An 18205-nucleotide genomic window follows, 5' to 3' on the forward strand; every position below is an offset into this window, starting at 1 on the left:
TCAAAATAGAGGCAGACTACGTGAAACACATTATTGTGGATATCTACTCTGGCTTAGCCTGTTGCACTCCTTTCTTCTTTTCTCTTGATTTAATTAACAACTCTTCGAGCTCTTTCCTTGTTTCATCATGCAGTATTATTTTGTTTGATTCCATCATTCTTTCTACAAGATTGCTTTCCTTAACTCTACGTCCCCATTTTCTTGAAAACGACCTCCAATCACATACCATTTCAATGAGGTACTTTCTTGGCATCGGCAATGCTTCTCTTTCGAAATGATTTACTACCCAGTACTCCCAATGATGCTTGTTATGATGTTGATGATGCAACCATGCATATCTCCATTTCTTTTCGATCTCTTCATTTTTTTGATTGGAAAAGAACTTGCGAGCATATGGTATGAATTCATATGGGGAAAATTTGGACATATCATGCTTCAATCCCTGATAATATAAGCCTTCTTTCCAGCATTCAATGAGGACATTTAATTTATGATCTACTACATATAGAAAATACCTCCAATAAGCTTTGAAAATATCCATCCACCTCTTTGCGAGCTAGTTTATCCCACTCCCATTCACACGTTGAATGAAGTTATACGATGGCGTGATTACCGTCGAAGTGCATTGTTAGTTAATTCATTTCTAATTGCTTACATTCTTTTTGTGAATTACAATCAATTATTAATGTAAAACAAAAGGAGAGAATTTCTTCTCTCCTTGCATTTTAGTAAGACAACCATCCATATGTTCGATAATCATGCGGTACTGGCCGAAAGAATTCTTCACGGTAAATGTTGTGCTTAAATTTCATTTTGAATCTTCTTTGAGTAAGTTTTCTAATAGACTTAACCTCATGATTATAATAATGCTTGGTTGTTCTGTGATTTCGATACTCATGAAGTTTCTTTATTCTTGGGTCGAAATCTCTTTTATTTCTTTTTTGTTTTTTCAGATACTTGTATTGTTGTTCCAATTCCCATGCTTTAATTTCATCGTTATAAACCAATAGGATCCCCGGCACTTACTTAAGATTTACCTGAGTATAAGGTATGAGTAGAGTTACCTAGAGGTCTACGACGTAAGGAGGTATCATATATATCCTTCTTCCCATAATTGATTGGTTCTATCTTACATGAAAGTGATTTATTTGAAAATATTTGTTTTGGTGAGATTTTAATCGTAAGTGCTATTGGTAATATCAGCACTGACTGTCTGTAAAATTGTTTTCTTCCTATCAACTGTCGATATGAAAAATTCCTGCTTGATTCCTTCTCGAAATATTTCTTTATATCTATGTCTACCCATCTGATCAAACCGCTCTTGAACTCGTGATACATGCTCTTTATCCAATTTAATCTTCGTTTCAATCTCTTCATATTGTTCAATCGTATCGTATTCCCACATAGCAAAAATCTCACTCGTTTCGTCATCGATAAAGGTATGCCATCTACCAATTAGTCTTGCTCCGTATTTCAGTTGCGAAGGTAGTAGGATTTCATTAAATAAAGCATTAAACTCTGTAACAAATGAAGATGCTAGAACATAGGTTTTTCTCCGATATATCATTTTCGCACCTCTCATGTAAATTTGTTGCTTGTTAACAGTTGTTAAGGACTTATCTATTCATATCCATCAATTCTTCTCTTGCTGCTATAAGCCAGGGATGTACTAATTTAAGCTTGGAACGTTGTTCCCATACATGGTTCAGATAGATGAGTATTCCATCATTGAGTTTGGATTCATTTACTTTATCTCGTATCTCTTGCAGGTAACTATGCTCTCCTGGTAAATTCCAAGATATTTTGTCTGAAATGAAAAGTACTTTATCCAGTAAACTTGATTGTGGTTTAAGCGTGGTATGACATTCGATTGCACTTAGTATTTCTTGATCGTTGATATGAAATATTTCTTTTGCCATAGCTCTAGATAACTTCTGGTGAATGATTCTATCATACTTATATTCTTCCTCCATGATTTCTATCGATAATGCTTTGGCCAGATTTAGCATTTCACTTACTGGAACCACATTACTAATATCGTGCAATAATCCTGCTTGTTCTGCATTTTCAGGGTCGGCTCCAAATAATCCGGCTACTCGCTTTGCTTCTGCGGCAACGTCTAATGTGTGTTTCAGGGTTTCTTGATCATTATGTGCTTCGAAGAATGAATGAATATTTTGACTTAAATCACTGGATAATTCCACATTCAATACATATGGCTTAAGAATTGGATTCATGTTTTGACCACCTATACGTTAATTTAGCTAACAGTCCCATTCCTACACGATTAGTGACATCTACCGATTCCAATCACTCCATAACATACTATATGTAACAATATTCTCATAATGATCATGAAGCCATTGCGCTTCTCTAGAAATCCCTTCATTGATGAAACCAACCCGTTCTGGTATCGATCTGCTTTTAAGGTTAGTTTCTGCACATTGTATAATTACACGATTTAATTTCATTTCATTGAATAAGACATCAAGTAGCCTTGTGATGCTTTTTGTAATAATCCCTTGACCTTCCGCTGACGCCGCTAAAAAATATCCAATACTAGTCACTTTATTTTTCCAATCCATATAATGTAAGGCGATCATTCCAACCAGTTTACCATCGAACCACAAGCCAGCATCAAAGCCATTCTGATCTTCATAATTTTGTTTCCACATCTCTATTACTGGATCTAAGTCTTCTGGGGATTGTCGCTTATCCACCCATAGCAACCATTCCCGAAGATGCATTCTGTTCTCATCAATTAATGTGTACAATTCATCTCTTTCTTGCGGTTGAATTAAATTGATTACTATCGATTTATTCACTTGAAATGGAAACAAATTAATCCCTCCATCAACATCAATCTAGGGTCCATCAACTCCAAATGTAATTTGTTCTGTGTTTCCCCGCCAGTGAACAAAAACACGCCTCAACCTGAGACTTCTCTTAATCTTAGGTTAGGCGTTTGTGGTTCAAAATTTATTTTATTCCATTTTTATACATATAGCAACCAAGAACTTGAACTCCTATATACGACTACTTGTAGCTGTTTAGATCCACCCAATCATTTCAACATGCCACAATCCGTTGCGAATATGTCCATTCAAAACTCTAGCTTCATCTGTATAGTTATTATCCTTTTTCCATCTTCTAATTTCGTTATTCTCATATCAATGGGTTTAAATCCATGCTTGTGATAGAATGCCAGTCCTCTTGAATTCGTACTATGACATGATAATAATAAATTCTTAACTCTATAAATCGATTTGGCCTTCATTATCATCGTCTCTAACAAATACGAAGAAGCACCTTGTCCTCTAAAACGCTTGGATACAATAACGTTGCCAAGCCAACATACATCGCCCTTACAATCATACAAATTGGCATAAGCTATAACTTGATTTGACTCTTTGTGAACTATAACGGTAGGTTCGTATCGATTCTCAAGAAGTTTCACTATCTGATCTGATGTTAGCGGATATTTAAATTGTGGACTAACATAGAACAATTCTTCATCTGACTGAGGGAAAGAGCTTATATCTTTTAAATCGTCATTTATTAAAGACCTATAGGAATAGATGAATTCCATCTCCTTTCTCGTTTTGAATAATTCCTGAGTCTTTGTTTACACATTTTTTTTAATATAACTCATCGAAATGAACTCTAATTCCCTCTCTTCATACTTGCTCATAAAATGTGTATCTTTCACAAACCCAATCCGTTCATACACCTTGATGGCTCTCTCATTAAATGCTGCAACGACTAATTGATACTCACGACCACTAAATTGATTGTTCAAAAAGGAAAGAACCTCTGTTAGAAACCCCTGTCCTCTGCCGTTTCCCGTCAAGTCAGGCCTCAAGCCTAAACCAATATCTAACTTACTTCGATCCGTATAGATACCAGCTGCATACCCGCCTGGGACCCGTGCTGATTCGCCTACGCATATAAAACCAATTAGATCATCGTACTCATTCAACGCGTAATAATATTCTCCATTCATCAACTCCAAAATGCTGTCCTCACTGCTATCCATGTCATACATTGAATACGGATATTCGTACTGCCACTTTGAAATCTGTAAGGCTCTATCCTTGGTCATGGGGTAAAAACGGTAACGTGACACTTTTCAACCTGCCTTCCTTTAGTAGATATTTAAATACAATTCTGAAAATTCACTTCAATTCCTTAGCAAATACCAATTCATCCTCCCGGTCATAACCTGCTTTTTCATATGTTTTTATCGCCTTAGCATTCTTATTTCCTGTCAAAATTTTGATGTGTTGCACTCCTGAATGATTAAAAATCCCTTCCAGTCGTTCAATCATCATTCCAGCCAATCCATTCCTGCGTGCAGATTCTTGTATGTACATTTCAGTGATCTCAGCCTGATGCTCTGCATAGCAAAACGATTTATAGATCTGTCCGCAAGCAAATCCAACGACTTGTTCTTCCATTACAGCTACTACAATCACTTCTCTTGCATTTAAAAGGTCATTTTCCACCTCTTCAAGGCTTCGACGAACTCCATTAAATTGATCATTCAATTCTATCAAAAATGGTACATCTTCCTTCACGGCTTCACGAACGAGCAAACTAGGAATGGCCAATGAAATACCTCCTTAATAGGACTAAAACTCCTATAATCATCTCAATCTGTACTTATCGTTATTAATAATTTCATGAACGATCTCAGGTAGCTGTTCTTCCGTATAATTGCTGGTATATAATTTATTCTCTTCTTTTAGATTGGAGTTGTTTTCAAATTCATTGAGCAGTGTTATGCTTCTTTCTTTCATTTGATTTCCAGCTGCTCTTAAACTGTCTCTATACATAATGGTTTGACGATCCACCATTAATACCACATAGACTATTCTCACATCATAATTTGCTAATTCTTTTATCAATCCATCGATGTCTTCTGGAAAAGCCACATAGTCAACAACTACATCATAACCATAATCTATTAAATTCGTTGTCAAAGAGGATATGTTTTTCCATGTTAAGTCGTTTGTTTCTTTGTCTAACCAGGGTTTACCCCGTCCTTTCACTGGGATACGACTAACCTCATCTCCAGAAATATACGCACTTTTATTTAAAGTTTGAACTAGCATTTTTGACGTTGTGGATTTCCCAACTCCTGCGGGTCCAGATATGATGTATAGACTTTTACTCATTTTGTAATCTCCCAATTTTTCAGCTTAATGTCTTTCGTTATTCTTTATCGCATTTACGATGTAGATCTCCCTTAGATGACACTTATCTTAGGGAGATCTACATGCCCACTTAATTAACTTCTCTTAATTAACTTCTCTAACAGCAACCTTTGAATTTTCGGATCATTAATCCATTCGTTTAGGTCAGAACACGAACGACTTCACCGTCAATTAACTCTTCACTTACTCTTTTAAATCCCAGAGATTCATATAAATGACCTGCAACAGCATTTTCAGCTCTATGTCCTATCATGATTTTCTGGCAGCTCGATGTTTCTCTCATTAATGCGATCAATTGTTTCATCGATTCTTTTCCATAACCTTTTCCCTGATATTGCCCATCAATCATTAGAGCTGGTATCCAGTAATTCCCTTCATGATCCGGTATCGTACAATACACAAGAAAACCAATGATAGTTGCACCGAAATATATCGCCATGGGTTGAAATTCAGGGACAAACTTGGATTCAGCAATCCAGTATACGACCGGAGCCGGGAATACTTGTTTTTGATCCTCTGCTACTTCCAATTGGGTACAACTATACCAGTTATCAACGGTTACAGACTTCAGACTAATTCCCATATTAGATTCCTCCTACACAATTTACGCAGAGGAACCACTTCATTATTCCCCTGTGTTAAATCCAAACACCTCTTAGATCTCTTTCCATGCTGCTCGAATTCATGTTTTTCATACCACATCACTCCTTTCAAATCATTTGACTATATATGATTAATTAAGAAATCCCTGACTTAGATCACAAGGAACATTCAAACACATGAAAATAGGTACCTTCCCCATATCCGTCCTTCACTTCATGCAAATGAATATGTTGAAAACCATTTGTCCTAAGAATGTCTTCAAACTCCTTCATATCATACAAACGAAGAGGGAAGTTCATAACCTCGGTCTTTTCGATTTTGTCGTCTTTGACTAACTCATATTTCAGCTCCGTTACGAGCATGGATTGCTCATTGTGATAATGAACTTTTTTGGATAAGACAATTAATTCATGGTTAACAACCTTTCGATCCGTTTCTTTCCATTCTGGAATCTCGTCCACGTCGTTCCCTTTTAACATAATCGTCAATAGAAGTTTCCCTTCAGCCTTAAGCTCAGATTGCAGATTGTCCAGGCTCTGGTTCACTAATTCACTGGGAAGCAGCGAGAACGATCCAAATGGAATCATAATTAAATCGAATTGGTCGGAGCTTACGAAATCTTCAATCTTTTGATAATATACATGAGGCTTCAGATTTAATCGCTCACCTTTTTCTCTACATACCTTAAGCATATCTTCGGATATATCGAATCCCTCTATATGTATTCCACGCTGCATAAAAGGGATCAGCATCCTACCATTTCCACACATGGGTTCAAGTACACGCATATCTGTTCTGTCAACAAACGAAAGGTAAAAATCAAGCTCTCTACCTTCCGCTAACGATTTATCACTTTCATAGATCTTCGTACAAAGTTCTCCATAATAACTGTTCACCAGTGTTCCTCCCTCATTAGCTCATCCATCGCCTGAACAGCCAGTTTCAATGCTTGGATTCTCCTTATTAGAAGAGTTCTCTGAGGACTGCCTTCCTTAGCCTTAGCAAGTGAGTTGTCAATGGATGGCATTAAACCCGTAAGAACACTGCGAGCTTCAGTCAGATCTTCGGAGGTATATGGATGAGGTTTGTGTTGCCACAGATATTCAAGCATAGATAAACCAATACGGAGAGCCTTGAGTCTCTTTTCTATTAAAGTTGTATTTGCCCCTTTCTGAGTCATCTGCGTCAAGGCATTTTCGGATTTCCGGATGGTTGATTGTATGGATTGTATGGATTGCGATTGAATTCGTTCTGATACGTTTTCCATAATAGGGCTGTCCTCCTTTCGCCACTGTCTCTATCCTTCTATGATTCTGTAGATCAACTTTCAGGGATTATAGATCTTGGGCGCACTTGTTAACCAGATTTCCAAATGTTTTGATATCCTCTAGATAATCATACCCTGCTGGATTGGATCCGGTTTGATTATACATTCTTACCGCTACGGTTCTATACTTCGGAATGACAAGGCAGGCACAGCCGGTGATGCCCAAGGATTGAAAAGAACCGGATGGAAGATCATCCCCGAGTTCCGTCATAGCACGCGGCTCATCCTGCACAAACCAAAAGAAACCATTTCTCGGTAATTGGTGTTCGAGATCTGGAGGGCTAATGATTGTCGTCGCTTGCTCAAAAACTTCTCTCGGCACTATTTGCTGCCCATGCATGGCGCCCCTTTTCAAATGCAAATAACCCCAGTAGGCCAATTCCTTGGTACTCACAAATAAGTTGGCTTCATCGCCTTGATTATCTTTATATTGTTCATTGAGGAGCCAAACTAACTTTTCATTCGGTTCCTTTCTCCAACCGGTATGACTAAAACCCATGGGCGTAAATACACGTTCTTCAAGTAGTTGAGATAGTGGCATATGATATAATTTTTGAATGATCTTAATGAGCAGATTGACTCCAACATTATTGTATTTCCAGTCCGTCCCTGGCAGAAACAATCGATGATGCAGATCACCTAAACCATGGGTGTGTGTTAGCAGATGTCTTATCGTTGTGTTTCCCACTACCACTGTATCCACATCATCCAAATAGTTGGCAACATCATCATCTATGCTGCAAATCTTCCCTTCATATAAGGCAAGACTGATGGCAAGTCCTAAATATGTCTTTCGAACCGATGCCACATGAAATTGAGATTCCTCATCCACTAATCGACTGCCTGTGGATTCGGTATGTACTCCTGAGTACCATTCATTCACGATTCGGTCATGATGAATAATGCAGGTTGCAGCTGCTGTAGCAGATAGCTCGTTTTTAACCCGTAAAACATAATCATTCAGTTCATTGAATGTTGTATTCTCCGTTTTCTGTAAGTTGAGCAAGGAGACTCACACCACCATTCTTCACTTTTATCTATCAGTTAGCTAGGTATGATTATGATGTTGGTCTAACTTCCTCAATATGATATCTACAACCTCACTAGTCTCAAGATGATCTGTTATCAGGTGTATTCCAAACCTATCATCCTTCAGAGCATGCACAACCTTCGGCGCTTGTTGATACTGCCAGCCTCCAAATTCATCTCCGCGTTTAGCTAACCGCTTGTATATCGTTTCTTCAGTAGCCACTAGCGAAAAATGATATAACTCTTCGTCAATGGCTTTGAATCCGTTATAGATGTGGTTAAAGTTCTCTTCTTTATAAATAGTCATGGGAACGATTAGGTGTTTGTTATATTTCCGCCTTACTTCTACAGCCGTCTTCACAGTTAGAACTCTCCATAGTTCGATATCTTGAAAATCATCCGTACGCTCATTCTCTTCCCGGCATTCCTCCGGAATGAGTTTTCTGATCATATACCCTATTTCTTCAGGGTCGTATATCATACTATTGTTGATCAAGGGCTGGAGCATCTTTGCTGCCGACGTTTTGCCCGAACCGAACGCTCCATTAATCATAACGATCATATGATCACTTCACTCCTTTTCTAGAAGAGTTTAACTGCATTACTTTCTCCCTTGGTCATAATGAGGGATCTCGGTTCCTTGGACTAGACTCCGTATGCCATCCTTATAATACGGCATTAGCTCATCAGCCTTGTCCACATCCATCCAGGCAATTTCAGATATTTCATGAGGCCTGATAAGCTCTAAACTTCCTCCAATGACCTCAGCTCTAAACGTGAAGAAGATGGCATGCTCCTGCTTTTTCTCAAAAATACATTCATTGATGGCAATGATCCCATGGACTCTTACATCAAATCCTGTTTCTTCTTTGGCTTCCCTGATGGCTGCTTGATCCAACGTTTCCTCCTTTTCCACCGCGCCACCGGGCAGCGACCAACTGGCATTGCCTTTATTCTTGACCATTAGAATCTTGGATGAGGTATCATCCAGGATTAATGCATAGGCTACGTCAACTCGTCTCATTGAGTTATCTCCTTCCGAGAGGGTTTAGATCTTTATTCAATTCGCAGTAGCTGGTCTAGTATGACTGCTTCTGCTTCTTCATAAACACTTAATAACGCTCTTCAAATCTCTTAATCCACCAATCCCTGTTCAATAAATAATCAATTTTAACTGGCATGATCATATATTGTTCATTCACTTCAATGGGTTCTATTAAACCTGTATATACTAAATCGATATCTAACTTAAAAGGTTTGATTTTTCTTCCAACCTGGCTTTCAAATTCCTGTACAAAAGACAAAAGATTCGGCGCACCTTCCCAGTAGTTCATCGCCGCTTGGCCGCCTGCAGGCATGTTCCACCATTTAATAAAAGATGGCCACATATTAACCAGAATAGTCCTCACGTTCTTGTCTGTAATCATAGAAAATTCAGGGGGATCCAAAATCAAACTTCTCTGGATTTCACTTTTAATCAGTCCTTTTTTATAGATACATTGTTTCCATAGCTCATTCCACTGCCCTTTGAACTTTTCATTACTTCGTCCACCATTAGAAAATTGACTCCCAGGCCACGTATTTTCTCCGAATTCATCTGTCAACAGTCCATGTGCACTTGCCACAAACATAAGAAAATTCAAATCATAATCTCCTGATATGCAAATGGTCCATGTATTGTTCACTCTGGTTATTTCCTCTCTGTCATAGAAATTGTAATGACTGCGCTTACAAATCCTTCGTGTTACTATTTTCTCCCTATCATCTAAAACCCCTGTGCTGGAAGTGAGCCGTCGTCTGAAGTAGAAAACTAGTTTAGAACATTTCTTTCATCAGACACCCTCCACTTTTTTAGCATCTACAATTAATGATACAAAACCCAAATTCCCATTCTGATTCCGATGGTCAAATCTCTTAGATCTGTAGATAAATCCATTTTCAGGGTTCCAATTTGTAAAATAAAACTTCCCATCTTCATCACAATATTCTAATAATTCTACTTCAAAGCCTGCTTCCTCGAACATATTAGTTATCGTGTTATAATTATGTACTACCTTATGACTTGCAGCCGGGTGATCTAGGGGGCCAGGCCCTCCAATCTTAACGATGTTCTGATACTCCTTATTCTGAAAATATCCATCAGGAACTGCACAACGGATATAACCGCTCGTTTTTAAATATTTATAACAATTCTTCGCAGCTTGAACTCCCTCCTCGTAGGTCAAATGCTCCCATACATGTTCTGATAAAATTGCTTCAATCCTTCGTTCTTTAAAACTTTCTTCCCAGTCTACTAATCGTAGCAAATCCAATTCTTCCTTTTGTGTCTTTATCCATCCTTCATATTTCTGCGATGAAGCACCTATGATGATCTTAATCGTTTCTGTCGACGTTAGATGGGAAATATCTATCATTATGTATGACCTCCTTTAAATTATCCAAATTAACACATAGCTTATATCGCATTGGAGTCATTAAATATCTTCTCACTAACAGAGGACGGCAACTGGATTTAGCTTTTGATTGAAGCGTATACTTTTTTAATTTGGGATGAGAATTTAGCTGCGCCTGGAATTCGTGTGCGTTTGAAATATCCGGTTAACAGTTTGGGATGATTTTTGACCAGATCATATTCAATAACGGTGTCAGCGAGGACTGATCTCGTATAACCCAAAATCTCGACCACTTCAGATTTATCCCCCTCATCAAGCTCCTCGCCTTCCCGAAATTCCCCATCCGGGTCATCGTCCAGCTGCTCACTGAATGTTAGACGAGCAACAACATAAGACATGATATTTTCCTTATCTTGGGTCAATTGCTCCATGATCCACTGAACGCATTCTTCCTCTGTTGGAGACGAGATACCGAAGCCGTGCAGAGCATACATCCGTTCTCTAAAGGAATCCATTAAGAACTCTGCTTCATAACTGGCATGTTCAACAAACTTGATATCCGGTTTAAGCTGAACAAGTTCAGCCGTAACCTTTTTGTACCAATCGCTTGTTAGGAATTCTTCTATTGTTTTCATTACTTCATTCTCCTTTCCTGTCCCCGGCTTGTACTTAACTCTTCAACACACCGGAGATTCAAAAATCCTCCAACACTTTGGACTTATCCCCGTACACCTTATCCAGATGCTCTTCCCCCCAGTAACACAAATGGTCCAGAGCCGGTTTTAATCCCCAACCGTAGTCTGTTAACTCATATTCCACTCTAGGGGGAACCTCCGAATAGACTTTTCTTTGCACAATTTCGTCTTTTTCCAAGCCTCTTAGCTGCGTCGTCAGCATCTTTTGCGTAATTTCAGGTATCAGCTTCCTAAGCTCGGATGAACGTTTCCTTCCTGTCATCAAGTGGTAAATAATCAGAGGCTTCCATTTTCCGCCCATCACTTCCAAGGCAGCCTCGACACCTACTTTATACTTTTTGGGAGCGCCAGCTTCACGATCTTCTGTCAACTTATATCTCTCCTTCATCAGACTATATCCAAAGACTACAACCAAGGTAAAAACATAGCTATTTCCTTCATTTTTGTCTATTATTCCAGCCCAAAATAAGGCTCAATTTCAGGGTACAATTTAGGGTACTTTCATGTTCCTATAGCACTTCAATCTTCCTATAGAACTTCAAAGTGCGTTCTTCCAGAATATATCATCCCTGTTTATAATAGCATCAGCCATGAAGCGTGGCTACCAAACAAGCGCTGTAGAAAGGTAGTGAAATATAATCATGAACGTATTAGTTGTTGTGTCTCATCCAAGAAAAGATTCCCTTACATTTCAGGCCGCCGATCGTTTTGTGCAAGGACTTACCGAGGCTGGTCACGATTTTGAGATATTGGATTTGCATGAGATTGGCTTCAATCCTGTTCTCCAAGGCATGGATGAACCTGACTATACCCAACCCCATCAGGTATTTTCGCCTGAAACTACAACGGAAATGGAGCGATTGAAGAAGTATGATGCTGTGGCTTTTGTGTTTCCTCTCTGGTGGTGGCACCTGCCAGCCATGCTAAAAGGATATGTGGATCGTGTCATGAACAACGGGTTTGCCTACGGTTCGAACAAACTGCACCATCAGAAGATATTGTGGATCGCGCTTGCAGGCGTGACGGAAGAACAGATGAAGAAGCGCAACTACGATGAATCGATCACGAACCTGCTCAACGTGGGGATTGCAGATTACTGCGGCGTCCCTAACTCCAGCGTTGAATTTCTGTATGAGACGTTAGATGCCAAGCCCGAACACTATGAGAACCTGCTTAATCAGGCGCATCAGTTGGGACTGAATTATGATAAGAACATACGCTAACCATATGCAAGTCGGGTAATCGAAATGAGAGGCCAAACATAATCAAACCAAAAAGGTCGCTCCGGAGAGCGACCTGTCTGTTTAAGTGTTATTTTACTGTCGAAAAAAGAAATTTCTCCAGCATGCTGATGTCAGTAATGCTATGGTTGCAAGCCGTGCTATCCATGCATACGTACTGGCCAATGGAAGCAAAGTTATCCGGCGAATGACCCTTCGTCTTCACGTTGAAGAATCCAAGCTCCTGATGTCGATTACAGAACATGCAGTACCCCTTCTTGTTCGTAGCCGTAATCCGTCCCTCGATGCCGAGAAACTTCTCCTCGTACGGGTACACAATGAACAGGCGGTTGGTAGCAATATCCGTCCATCTCAGATAGGTCGTACGTGCGTAATCGACCGTTTCCAGATCAGGCAGCTTGAGCTTCTTTGCCTTCGGAAACAGCTTCTGAATCTGCTTCGCCGACACTTGTGGAAATGGAATCAGATGTGCTTCGAGCCGATTCAGATATGCCTGCAGTTCATGTGCTGTGTCATAAGTGGATAACTGCTCCAGCAGTTGCTTCTGGTCTGGAGTGAGCTCATTGAAGATGCCGACTGTATTCGTCCCGACTGTGTAACGGACCGTTTCTAATACTTTTCGATCCACGACCGAGCGCAGCGTTTTGAGTAGGAAATCAGCTTGTTTTTGAATATAATTGAATTGATGATTGTGAATAAATGGTGTTTGCATGGCTTTCAGCCCCTTACTTTTATTGGTCAAACAAATAAGGTGCAAAGCCTGCGGGATGATACGTTATGCTTCCTCAGGGCGATCGATGTTCTTCTCGTCGCGCCCTACACAAAGTCCGCCCCTAACAGGCTTTGCGTAAGGCCTTTCTAGCGAACGAGCAATCCGGCGCTGCCAATATTGCCACGGTATAACCCCCAATGCAATAGATATACCGGAATTATAACAGGACTGGGACTGTATGGGCAACGGAGTTTGTACCGATTCTTGGCAATTTGTATCACTCACTGCTGATTTTTCGTAGTTATTTGAACCACGTTTTGGCCGTTATTGGATTCCCAATGGATCTCTTTGCCATATGCTTCACTAATGGCTCTTAGCGGTAAATAAATTCTTCCACCCACCATCACGGTTTTACTCTTTAATTCAATTTGCTTGCCGAACTCGGTAAAATGGCTTTCTCCCACCTTGAAGGTTAACCTTGGCTTGGGGTAATCATCTATGTCTACATATGCAAAAGTTACACTTTTAGCTTTGTTATCCCACCATAGCCCTTTACCAGGCACAGCGAAATCTAGCACACTAATGATATAGACTGGCGAAACCCGTATATGACCCTCAGAGATGATATAATCAGTTCCTTCTACTAACTGGAATGCCTGTTCGTCAATCTTTACCTCGATTGAGTTTTGGTGAGATTCAGTACCTGCTTGAGTCTTTATTTCTTTCTCATTAAGTACGATGTCGATTGTTTTTGGTGCACTTGTAGCTGTAAAAGCCATGGATCCGCTTAATAATACACAAGCAAGAGTAACAACCATCATCTTCTTCACTTCGTACACATCCCTTTATTAGTGAATGACTCAAACTCAGAACCATCTCCCATAATACCATTTAATTCAAATTAAGGTAATTACATCTTTTTCACAGTAAAAAAGAGCCACCTCCCTGGTCTGAGGCCAGTTCAGCAACTCCTTTTCACAACCCTATTCCATCCGCTCCACGCGGCTACTCCTTCACAGCCCCCACCACAATTCCTGTTACAAAATAACGTTGCAGGAATGGATATACGAGCAGGATCGGTAGCGCGCTGATAAAGATCTGTGATGCCCGAATCGTCCGCTGCGACAGGTTCGCAATCGCTTCCGGATCAAGCTTCGTCATGTCGGCCTGCACGATGATCGTTTGCATAAACGTCGCGAGTGGCAGCTTTTCTGAATCACGGATATAGATAATCCCGTCAAAATAGGCGTTCCAATGTCCAACCATCATGAACAGGGAGACGGTGGCAATGACAGGAACGGAGACAGGCAGATAGATTTTGATAAACGACTGAAAATGCCCTGCCCCATCGATAAATGCGGCCTCCTCCAGATCCTTCGGCACCGTGCGGAAGAAATTCAGCAGCAGAATGATGTTGAACACCGCTACTAATCCCGGCAGAATGAGTGCCCACAACGTATTCATCAGTCCCAGCTTCAGAATGAGGATATACCCCGGAATGAGGCCCCCGCTGAACAACATGGTGACGACAAAATACCAGAGATAGATGTTACGTGCCCGGAACACGCGCGTCTCCTTGGAGAGCGCATAGGCAGCAATCGTATTTACAATAAGCGCAAGCCCTGTTCCCAGCACCGTCCGCTCTACGGACACCCACAAGGAGGACAGGAAATTGGCGTTATCGAACGTCTTCGCATATGCTTCGAGCGTAAATCCTATCGGCCAGAACGTCACCAGACCGGCATTCGCAGGTGCGGACGCGCTAAGCGATACCATCAGCAAGTGATATAGAGGCAGCAGGCAGAGCAGCGAAAGGATGGTCAGGAACACATTGTTGAAGATGCTGAATATGCGATAGGGTAGCGTTTTATGATACATGGCTCGTCATCATCCTTTCTAGAAAATTCGGTATCCGGCAAATCGGTAGGCCAGTCGGTAGGAGATCACGATGAGGATCAGACTGATGACCGATTTGAACAGATTGACCGCGGTAGCGAAACTGAACTGCCCACTCAGCAGACCTTCACGATACACGAACGTATCGATAATATCCGCCTGCTGGTAGATTAATGGACTATATAAGTTGAAGATTTGGTCGAAGTTGGCGTTAAGCACATTCCCCAGTGCCAGTGTGGCAATTACGATGCCGATGGGAATCAGCGCCGGTATGGTGATATAGATCGTCTGCTTCCAGCGTCCCGCCCCATCCACTTCAGCTGCTTCGTACAGTGACGGGTTAATGCCGGACAATGCCGCAAGGAAGATAATCGTGTTGAAACCAAACTCTTTCCAGACATCACTCGCAATAATTGTAAACCGGAACCAGTTGCCGTCCCCCAGGAAGAAAATCGGCTTGATACCGAATACCGAGACGAGGAACTGATTGAGAATGCCCGTCTGTGCCAGAATGTCGATCAGGATCCCGGACAGCGTTACCCAGGACAAGAAGTGTGGCAGATACACGAGTGTTTGAATGGTTCTTTTCAGCGCCATCTTCCGTACCTCATTGAGCAATAGCGCGAAGACAAACGGAATGATCAGATTCATGATGATTTTGGAGCAGGCAAAGAACAGCGTGTTCCACGTAATCTGCAGGAAGTAATCATTTTCCCACATATACCTGAAGTGCTTCAGTCCCACCCATTCCGAACCGGTGAAACCAAGGGCAGGCTTGTAATCCTGAAATGCCATTAGAACACCCGACATCGGAATATACGAAAAAATAAAAACCATAATGGCCGCCGGCAGCACCATGAAGTGCAGTACCCACGGCTGTTTGTAGCGTTTCTTTCTCTTCTGTTCCAGCTTGTTCCCCACATTCGCCTGTGGGACCCGTTGACCCTCCATTTTAGCCTCCATAGTGCCCTTCTCCTGTTCCCAAAAAAAGTTTTGTGTGTTAATGGGGTTCTCTGCTATAAATAGTATCAGGCCATTCTGAGCTCTGACTATATAACATTGTTAGGCCGGATAGGGTTTTGTTAGGAATCTGGTGAATACCAGTCTTTACAAACACGAATACGAAGGAGACTTTTTATGCATACATGGAAGCGCTTTATATTATTCGAAAAAAGGACCCGTTCCCGCTTCAGCCTGTTTGCAAAAATCAACTGCTTAATCGTGTTGCTGTTCATCCCCATTATTATCATGTACACCTACTCGAACAACGTCACCTATAACGTGGTCAGCAAAGAGCTTCAGGTTTCCAACACGAAACAGCTCACGTTTCTGTCCAGTCAGATCGATTCCCGCATTAATCAGATGATGGATTTCAGTCTGATCCTTTCAAGAGATCCCAATGTCCGGGCATTTAACGGTCTGAACATATGGGATGATCGGTATGATCAGATGCAGACCCGCTATGCCATTCAGGAGAAGATGGTGCTCCAATCCGGCGTCACGGATATATGGAACACCCGATATGCCGTATACTCACAGCAAAATCAGGATGTTATCGCCAACTACAACCGCTCTTCCGGGTATGACGAGGACTATCTGAAACGCAATATGAGCGGACAATGGACATACGGGGATCAAGGGGCGGAATCGCAGGAGGGTATGCAGTCCTTTTACTGGTTTTACACCGATTCCTTGGCCCAACCGGGGATGTTGACCGGCAGCAATCTCGTCATTGAAGCCAGCTTCAGTTATGAGAATATTCAGAACATGCTCGATACGTACAAGGCAGGTGGGCAGGGAGATCCTTTCCTTTATCACAAGGGCAATGCCCCCATTATGAATCGTAGTGCGGACAGTCAGTTATCGGAGGAACTTATTCAATATCTGGATACACACTCCCTGGAGGATACTACACAGGACGTTGTGAAACTGAACGGGAAAAAGTATCTGGTTAGCGCAGTTAAATCATCCTATCTGGATTGGCATTTGGTCGACGTGGTCCCACTGTATCAGATTTTGCAGCCGATTTCTCTCAGCCAAAATTTGTTCTATCTCTTTATGACGTTACTGTTTGTAGTGGGCATATCCGCTTCGATTTTGCTGTACAGAAACATTCAATCTCCGATCAAAAAGTTGATCCAGGGCCTGCGCCGCGTGCAGCGCGGTGACTATTCCGTACGGCTGCATAGCAAGGATCAGAATGAGTTCTCATTCCTGTTTCATCGATTCAATGATATGTCTCACCAGATTCAAGACCTGATCGAGAATGTATTTCACGAGAAAATTAGAGCCAAAGAAGCGACACTGAAGCAGCTGCAGGCGCAGATCAATCCCCATTTTCTATATAACTGTCTTGGCTATATCATCAACATGGCCCAGATGAAGGACGAGCAAGCCGTCGTTTCCATGGCGCATAACCTAAGTGCATATTATCGCTATACCACCCGCATGGAACGGGAGACGTCTTCGATTCGAGACGAGATCAATCTGCTCATCAACTATCTGGATATCCAGAAGCTGCGCAATGGACGAATTGAGTATCATATCGATATCCCTGAGGACATGCTTGCGCAGTCTGTACCGCGATTAATGCTTCAGCCGATGGTCGAGAATTCCGTTATACACGGCGTGGCGAAGTCCTATTCATCCGGGGAGATTCGCATTACCGGCGAGAGCGTGGATGGTTTCGGCAAAATCTATATTGACGACGACGGCCCCGGCTTAAGCCCGGAACAGTACGAAGCGTTGAACCTGAAAATGCAGGAGCCACTGCAGGAGGAAATGGGCTGTGGTCTCTGGAATACGAACCAGCGAATTATGCATCTATTCGGCAGCCAATCCCACCTTCAATTCGGCCCATCCCCACTTGGCGGATTCCGCACCGAGATCACCTGGGTGTTGCCGAAGGACGATACAGACCATAAATATTAAATACAAACCGAGCTGTTTCATTTGAACAAACATTCACACGTGAACGCAGAGGACAGAAAAAACCTGAAGAAGCGAAGCGTTCGCCTTTATCCCCGGATTTTCACCTTTATAAAGTAATTCATAAAAATCTGGGGTAACAGCGATCGGAAGGTTGTTCTGTCA

Annotated in this window: 24 protein-coding genes; 2 read left to right on the forward strand and 22 right to left on the reverse strand. The window is 41.4% G+C overall.

All coding sequences use genetic code 11. From position 1 onward, the window contains the following. Window positions 1–43: 43 nt before the first annotated feature. From ABGV42_RS13210 to ABGV42_RS13295, 18 genes are all read right to left on the reverse strand, one after another. A complete protein-coding gene (locus ABGV42_RS13210) occupies window positions 44–541 on the reverse strand; it encodes a DUF5662 family protein (protein WP_347382049.1) in 498 nt (165 codons plus the stop codon). A gap of 633 nt (window positions 542–1174) precedes the next feature. Then, window positions 1175–1567, reverse strand: coding sequence for an NIPSNAP family protein (locus ABGV42_RS13215; protein WP_347382050.1), 393 nt, complete (start codon window positions 1565–1567; stop codon window positions 1175–1177). Between the two features lie 49 nt (window positions 1568–1616). Further along, window positions 1617–2237, reverse strand: coding sequence for a bis(5'-nucleosyl)-tetraphosphatase (symmetrical) YqeK (yqeK, locus tag ABGV42_RS13220; RefSeq protein ID WP_347382051.1), 621 nt, complete (start codon window positions 2235–2237; stop codon window positions 1617–1619). 60 nt (window positions 2238–2297) lie between these two features. Further along, window positions 2298–2840, reverse strand: coding sequence for a GNAT family N-acetyltransferase (locus tag ABGV42_RS13225; protein ID WP_347382052.1), 543 nt, complete (start codon window positions 2838–2840; stop codon window positions 2298–2300). 263 nt (window positions 2841–3103) lie between these two features. Further along, window positions 3104–3589 (reverse strand): GNAT family N-acetyltransferase, encoded by a 486-nt coding sequence (locus ABGV42_RS13230; protein WP_347382053.1) that lies wholly within the window; start codon window positions 3587–3589, stop codon window positions 3104–3106. A 36-nt stretch (window positions 3590–3625) separates the two neighbouring features. After that, on the reverse strand, window positions 3626–4126 hold the full coding sequence (locus tag ABGV42_RS13235) for a GNAT family N-acetyltransferase (protein ID WP_347382054.1): 501 nt from the start codon (window positions 4124–4126) through the stop codon (window positions 3626–3628). 49 nt (window positions 4127–4175) lie between these two features. Next, complete coding sequence (locus ABGV42_RS13240; protein WP_347382055.1) at window positions 4176–4610, reverse strand: GNAT family N-acetyltransferase; 435 nt, start codon at window positions 4608–4610, stop codon at window positions 4176–4178. Between the two features lie 36 nt (window positions 4611–4646). After that, window positions 4647–5177, reverse strand: coding sequence for an AAA family ATPase (locus ABGV42_RS13245; protein ID WP_347382056.1), 531 nt, complete (start codon window positions 5175–5177; stop codon window positions 4647–4649). A 178-nt stretch (window positions 5178–5355) separates the two neighbouring features. Next, complete coding sequence (locus ABGV42_RS13250) at window positions 5356–5799, reverse strand: GNAT family N-acetyltransferase (RefSeq protein ID WP_347382057.1); 444 nt, start codon at window positions 5797–5799, stop codon at window positions 5356–5358. 175 nt (window positions 5800–5974) lie between these two features. Continuing rightward, window positions 5975–6715 (reverse strand): class I SAM-dependent methyltransferase, encoded by a 741-nt coding sequence (locus ABGV42_RS13255; protein ID WP_347382058.1) that lies wholly within the window; start codon window positions 6713–6715, stop codon window positions 5975–5977. Further along, on the reverse strand, window positions 6712–7086 hold the full coding sequence (locus ABGV42_RS13260; protein WP_347382059.1) for a hypothetical protein: 375 nt from the start codon (window positions 7084–7086) through the stop codon (window positions 6712–6714). Before ABGV42_RS13260 ends, ABGV42_RS13255 begins: the two co-directional genes overlap by 4 nt. Before the next feature lie 67 nt (window positions 7087–7153). Next, on the reverse strand, window positions 7154–8152 hold the full coding sequence (locus tag ABGV42_RS13265; RefSeq protein WP_347382060.1) for a serine hydrolase domain-containing protein: 999 nt from the start codon (window positions 8150–8152) through the stop codon (window positions 7154–7156). A 42-nt stretch (window positions 8153–8194) separates the two neighbouring features. Further along, a complete protein-coding gene (locus ABGV42_RS13270; RefSeq protein ID WP_347382061.1) occupies window positions 8195–8737 on the reverse strand; it encodes an AAA family ATPase in 543 nt (180 codons plus the stop codon). A gap of 39 nt (window positions 8738–8776) precedes the next feature. After that, on the reverse strand, window positions 8777–9199 hold the full coding sequence (locus ABGV42_RS13275) for an NUDIX hydrolase (RefSeq protein ID WP_347382062.1): 423 nt from the start codon (window positions 9197–9199) through the stop codon (window positions 8777–8779). Between the two features lie 88 nt (window positions 9200–9287). Next, window positions 9288–9818 (reverse strand): hypothetical protein, encoded by a 531-nt coding sequence (locus ABGV42_RS13280; protein ID WP_347382063.1) that lies wholly within the window; start codon window positions 9816–9818, stop codon window positions 9288–9290. A 189-nt stretch (window positions 9819–10007) separates the two neighbouring features. Next, window positions 10008–10589: a class I SAM-dependent methyltransferase gene (locus ABGV42_RS13285; protein WP_347382064.1), complete on the reverse strand. Its 582-nt coding sequence runs from the start codon at window positions 10587–10589 to the stop codon at window positions 10008–10010. Between the two features lie 98 nt (window positions 10590–10687). Next, on the reverse strand, window positions 10688–11203 hold the full coding sequence (locus ABGV42_RS13290; RefSeq protein WP_347382065.1) for a hypothetical protein: 516 nt from the start codon (window positions 11201–11203) through the stop codon (window positions 10688–10690). Window positions 11204–11261: 58 nt separating this feature from the next. Then, a complete protein-coding gene (locus ABGV42_RS13295; protein ID WP_176476118.1) occupies window positions 11262–11564 on the reverse strand; it encodes a winged helix-turn-helix transcriptional regulator in 303 nt (100 codons plus the stop codon). A 340-nt stretch (window positions 11565–11904) separates the two neighbouring features. Between ABGV42_RS13295 and ABGV42_RS13300 the strand changes: the two genes are divergently transcribed. Then, on the forward strand, window positions 11905–12486 hold the full coding sequence (locus ABGV42_RS13300; protein WP_347382066.1) for an NAD(P)H oxidoreductase: 582 nt from the start codon (window positions 11905–11907) through the stop codon (window positions 12484–12486). A gap of 88 nt (window positions 12487–12574) precedes the next feature. Here ABGV42_RS13300 and ABGV42_RS13305 read toward each other — a convergent pair whose 3' ends face one another. From ABGV42_RS13305 to ABGV42_RS13320, 4 genes are all read right to left on the reverse strand, one after another. Next, window positions 12575–13216, reverse strand: a complete 642-nt coding sequence (locus ABGV42_RS13305) for a FusB/FusC family EF-G-binding protein (RefSeq protein WP_347382067.1) — start codon at window positions 13214–13216, stop codon at window positions 12575–12577. Between the two features lie 281 nt (window positions 13217–13497). After that, window positions 13498–14037 (reverse strand): stalk domain-containing protein, encoded by a 540-nt coding sequence (locus ABGV42_RS13310; RefSeq protein WP_347383228.1) that lies wholly within the window; start codon window positions 14035–14037, stop codon window positions 13498–13500. Window positions 14038–14221: 184 nt separating this feature from the next. Further along, entirely contained in the window at window positions 14222–15094 is an 873-nt protein-coding gene (locus tag ABGV42_RS13315) for a carbohydrate ABC transporter permease (RefSeq protein WP_095360436.1), read from the reverse strand. 18 nt (window positions 15095–15112) lie between these two features. Then, complete coding sequence (locus ABGV42_RS13320) at window positions 15113–16063, reverse strand: ABC transporter permease (RefSeq protein ID WP_431523646.1); 951 nt, start codon at window positions 16061–16063, stop codon at window positions 15113–15115. 186 nt (window positions 16064–16249) lie between these two features. Between ABGV42_RS13320 and ABGV42_RS13325 the strand changes: the two genes are divergently transcribed. After that, window positions 16250–18043 (forward strand): cache domain-containing sensor histidine kinase, encoded by a 1794-nt coding sequence (locus ABGV42_RS13325; protein WP_347382068.1) that lies wholly within the window; start codon window positions 16250–16252, stop codon window positions 18041–18043. The last annotated feature ends 162 nt before the right edge of the window (window positions 18044–18205 follow it).

Source organism: Paenibacillus pabuli (assembly GCF_039831995.1).
In the GTDB taxonomy this organism is placed as follows: Bacteria; Bacillota; Bacilli; order Paenibacillales; family Paenibacillaceae; genus Paenibacillus; species Paenibacillus pabuli_C.

Coding starts and splice junctions, on each gene's coding strand:
- ABGV42_RS13325 (WP_347382068.1), top strand. CDS start 16,250: ATGCATACATGGAAGCGCTTTATATTATTCGAAAAAAGGACCCGTTCC.
- ABGV42_RS13245 (WP_347382056.1), bottom strand. CDS start 5,177: ATGAGTAAAAGTCTATACATCATATCTGGACCCGCAGGAGTTGGGAAA.
- ABGV42_RS13290 (WP_347382065.1), bottom strand. CDS start 11,203: ATGAAAACAATAGAAGAATTCCTAACAAGCGATTGGTACAAAAAGGTT.
- ABGV42_RS13310 (WP_347383228.1), bottom strand. CDS start 14,037: ATGATGGTTGTTACTCTTGCTTGTGTATTATTAAGCGGATCCATGGCT.
- ABGV42_RS13260 (WP_347382059.1), bottom strand. CDS start 7,086: ATGGAAAACGTATCAGAACGAATTCAATCGCAATCCATACAATCCATA.
- ABGV42_RS13300 (WP_347382066.1), top strand. CDS start 11,905: ATGAACGTATTAGTTGTTGTGTCTCATCCAAGAAAAGATTCCCTTACA.
- ABGV42_RS13315 (WP_095360436.1), bottom strand. CDS start 15,094: ATGTATCATAAAACGCTACCCTATCGCATATTCAGCATCTTCAACAAT.
- ABGV42_RS13270 (WP_347382061.1), bottom strand. CDS start 8,737: ATGATCGTTATGATTAATGGAGCGTTCGGTTCGGGCAAAACGTCGGCA.
- ABGV42_RS13215 (WP_347382050.1), bottom strand. CDS start 1,567: ATGATATATCGGAGAAAAACCTATGTTCTAGCATCTTCATTTGTTACA.
- ABGV42_RS13320 (WP_431523646.1), bottom strand. CDS start 16,063: ATGGAGGGTCAACGGGTCCCACAGGCGAATGTGGGGAACAAGCTGGAA.
- ABGV42_RS13275 (WP_347382062.1), bottom strand. CDS start 9,199: ATGAGACGAGTTGACGTAGCCTATGCATTAATCCTGGATGATACCTCA.
- ABGV42_RS13305 (WP_347382067.1), bottom strand. CDS start 13,216: ATGCAAACACCATTTATTCACAATCATCAATTCAATTATATTCAAAAA.
- ABGV42_RS13295 (WP_176476118.1), bottom strand. CDS start 11,564: ATGGGCGGAAAATGGAAGCCTCTGATTATTTACCACTTGATGACAGGA.
- ABGV42_RS13250 (WP_347382057.1), bottom strand. CDS start 5,799: ATGGGAATTAGTCTGAAGTCTGTAACCGTTGATAACTGGTATAGTTGT.
- ABGV42_RS13230 (WP_347382053.1), bottom strand. CDS start 3,589: ATGGAATTCATCTATTCCTATAGGTCTTTAATAAATGACGATTTAAAA.
- ABGV42_RS13210 (WP_347382049.1), bottom strand. CDS start 541: ATGGATATTTTCAAAGCTTATTGGAGGTATTTTCTATATGTAGTAGAT.
- yqeK (WP_347382051.1), bottom strand. CDS start 2,237: ATGAATCCAATTCTTAAGCCATATGTATTGAATGTGGAATTATCCAGT.
- ABGV42_RS13285 (WP_347382064.1), bottom strand. CDS start 10,589: ATGATAGATATTTCCCATCTAACGTCGACAGAAACGATTAAGATCATC.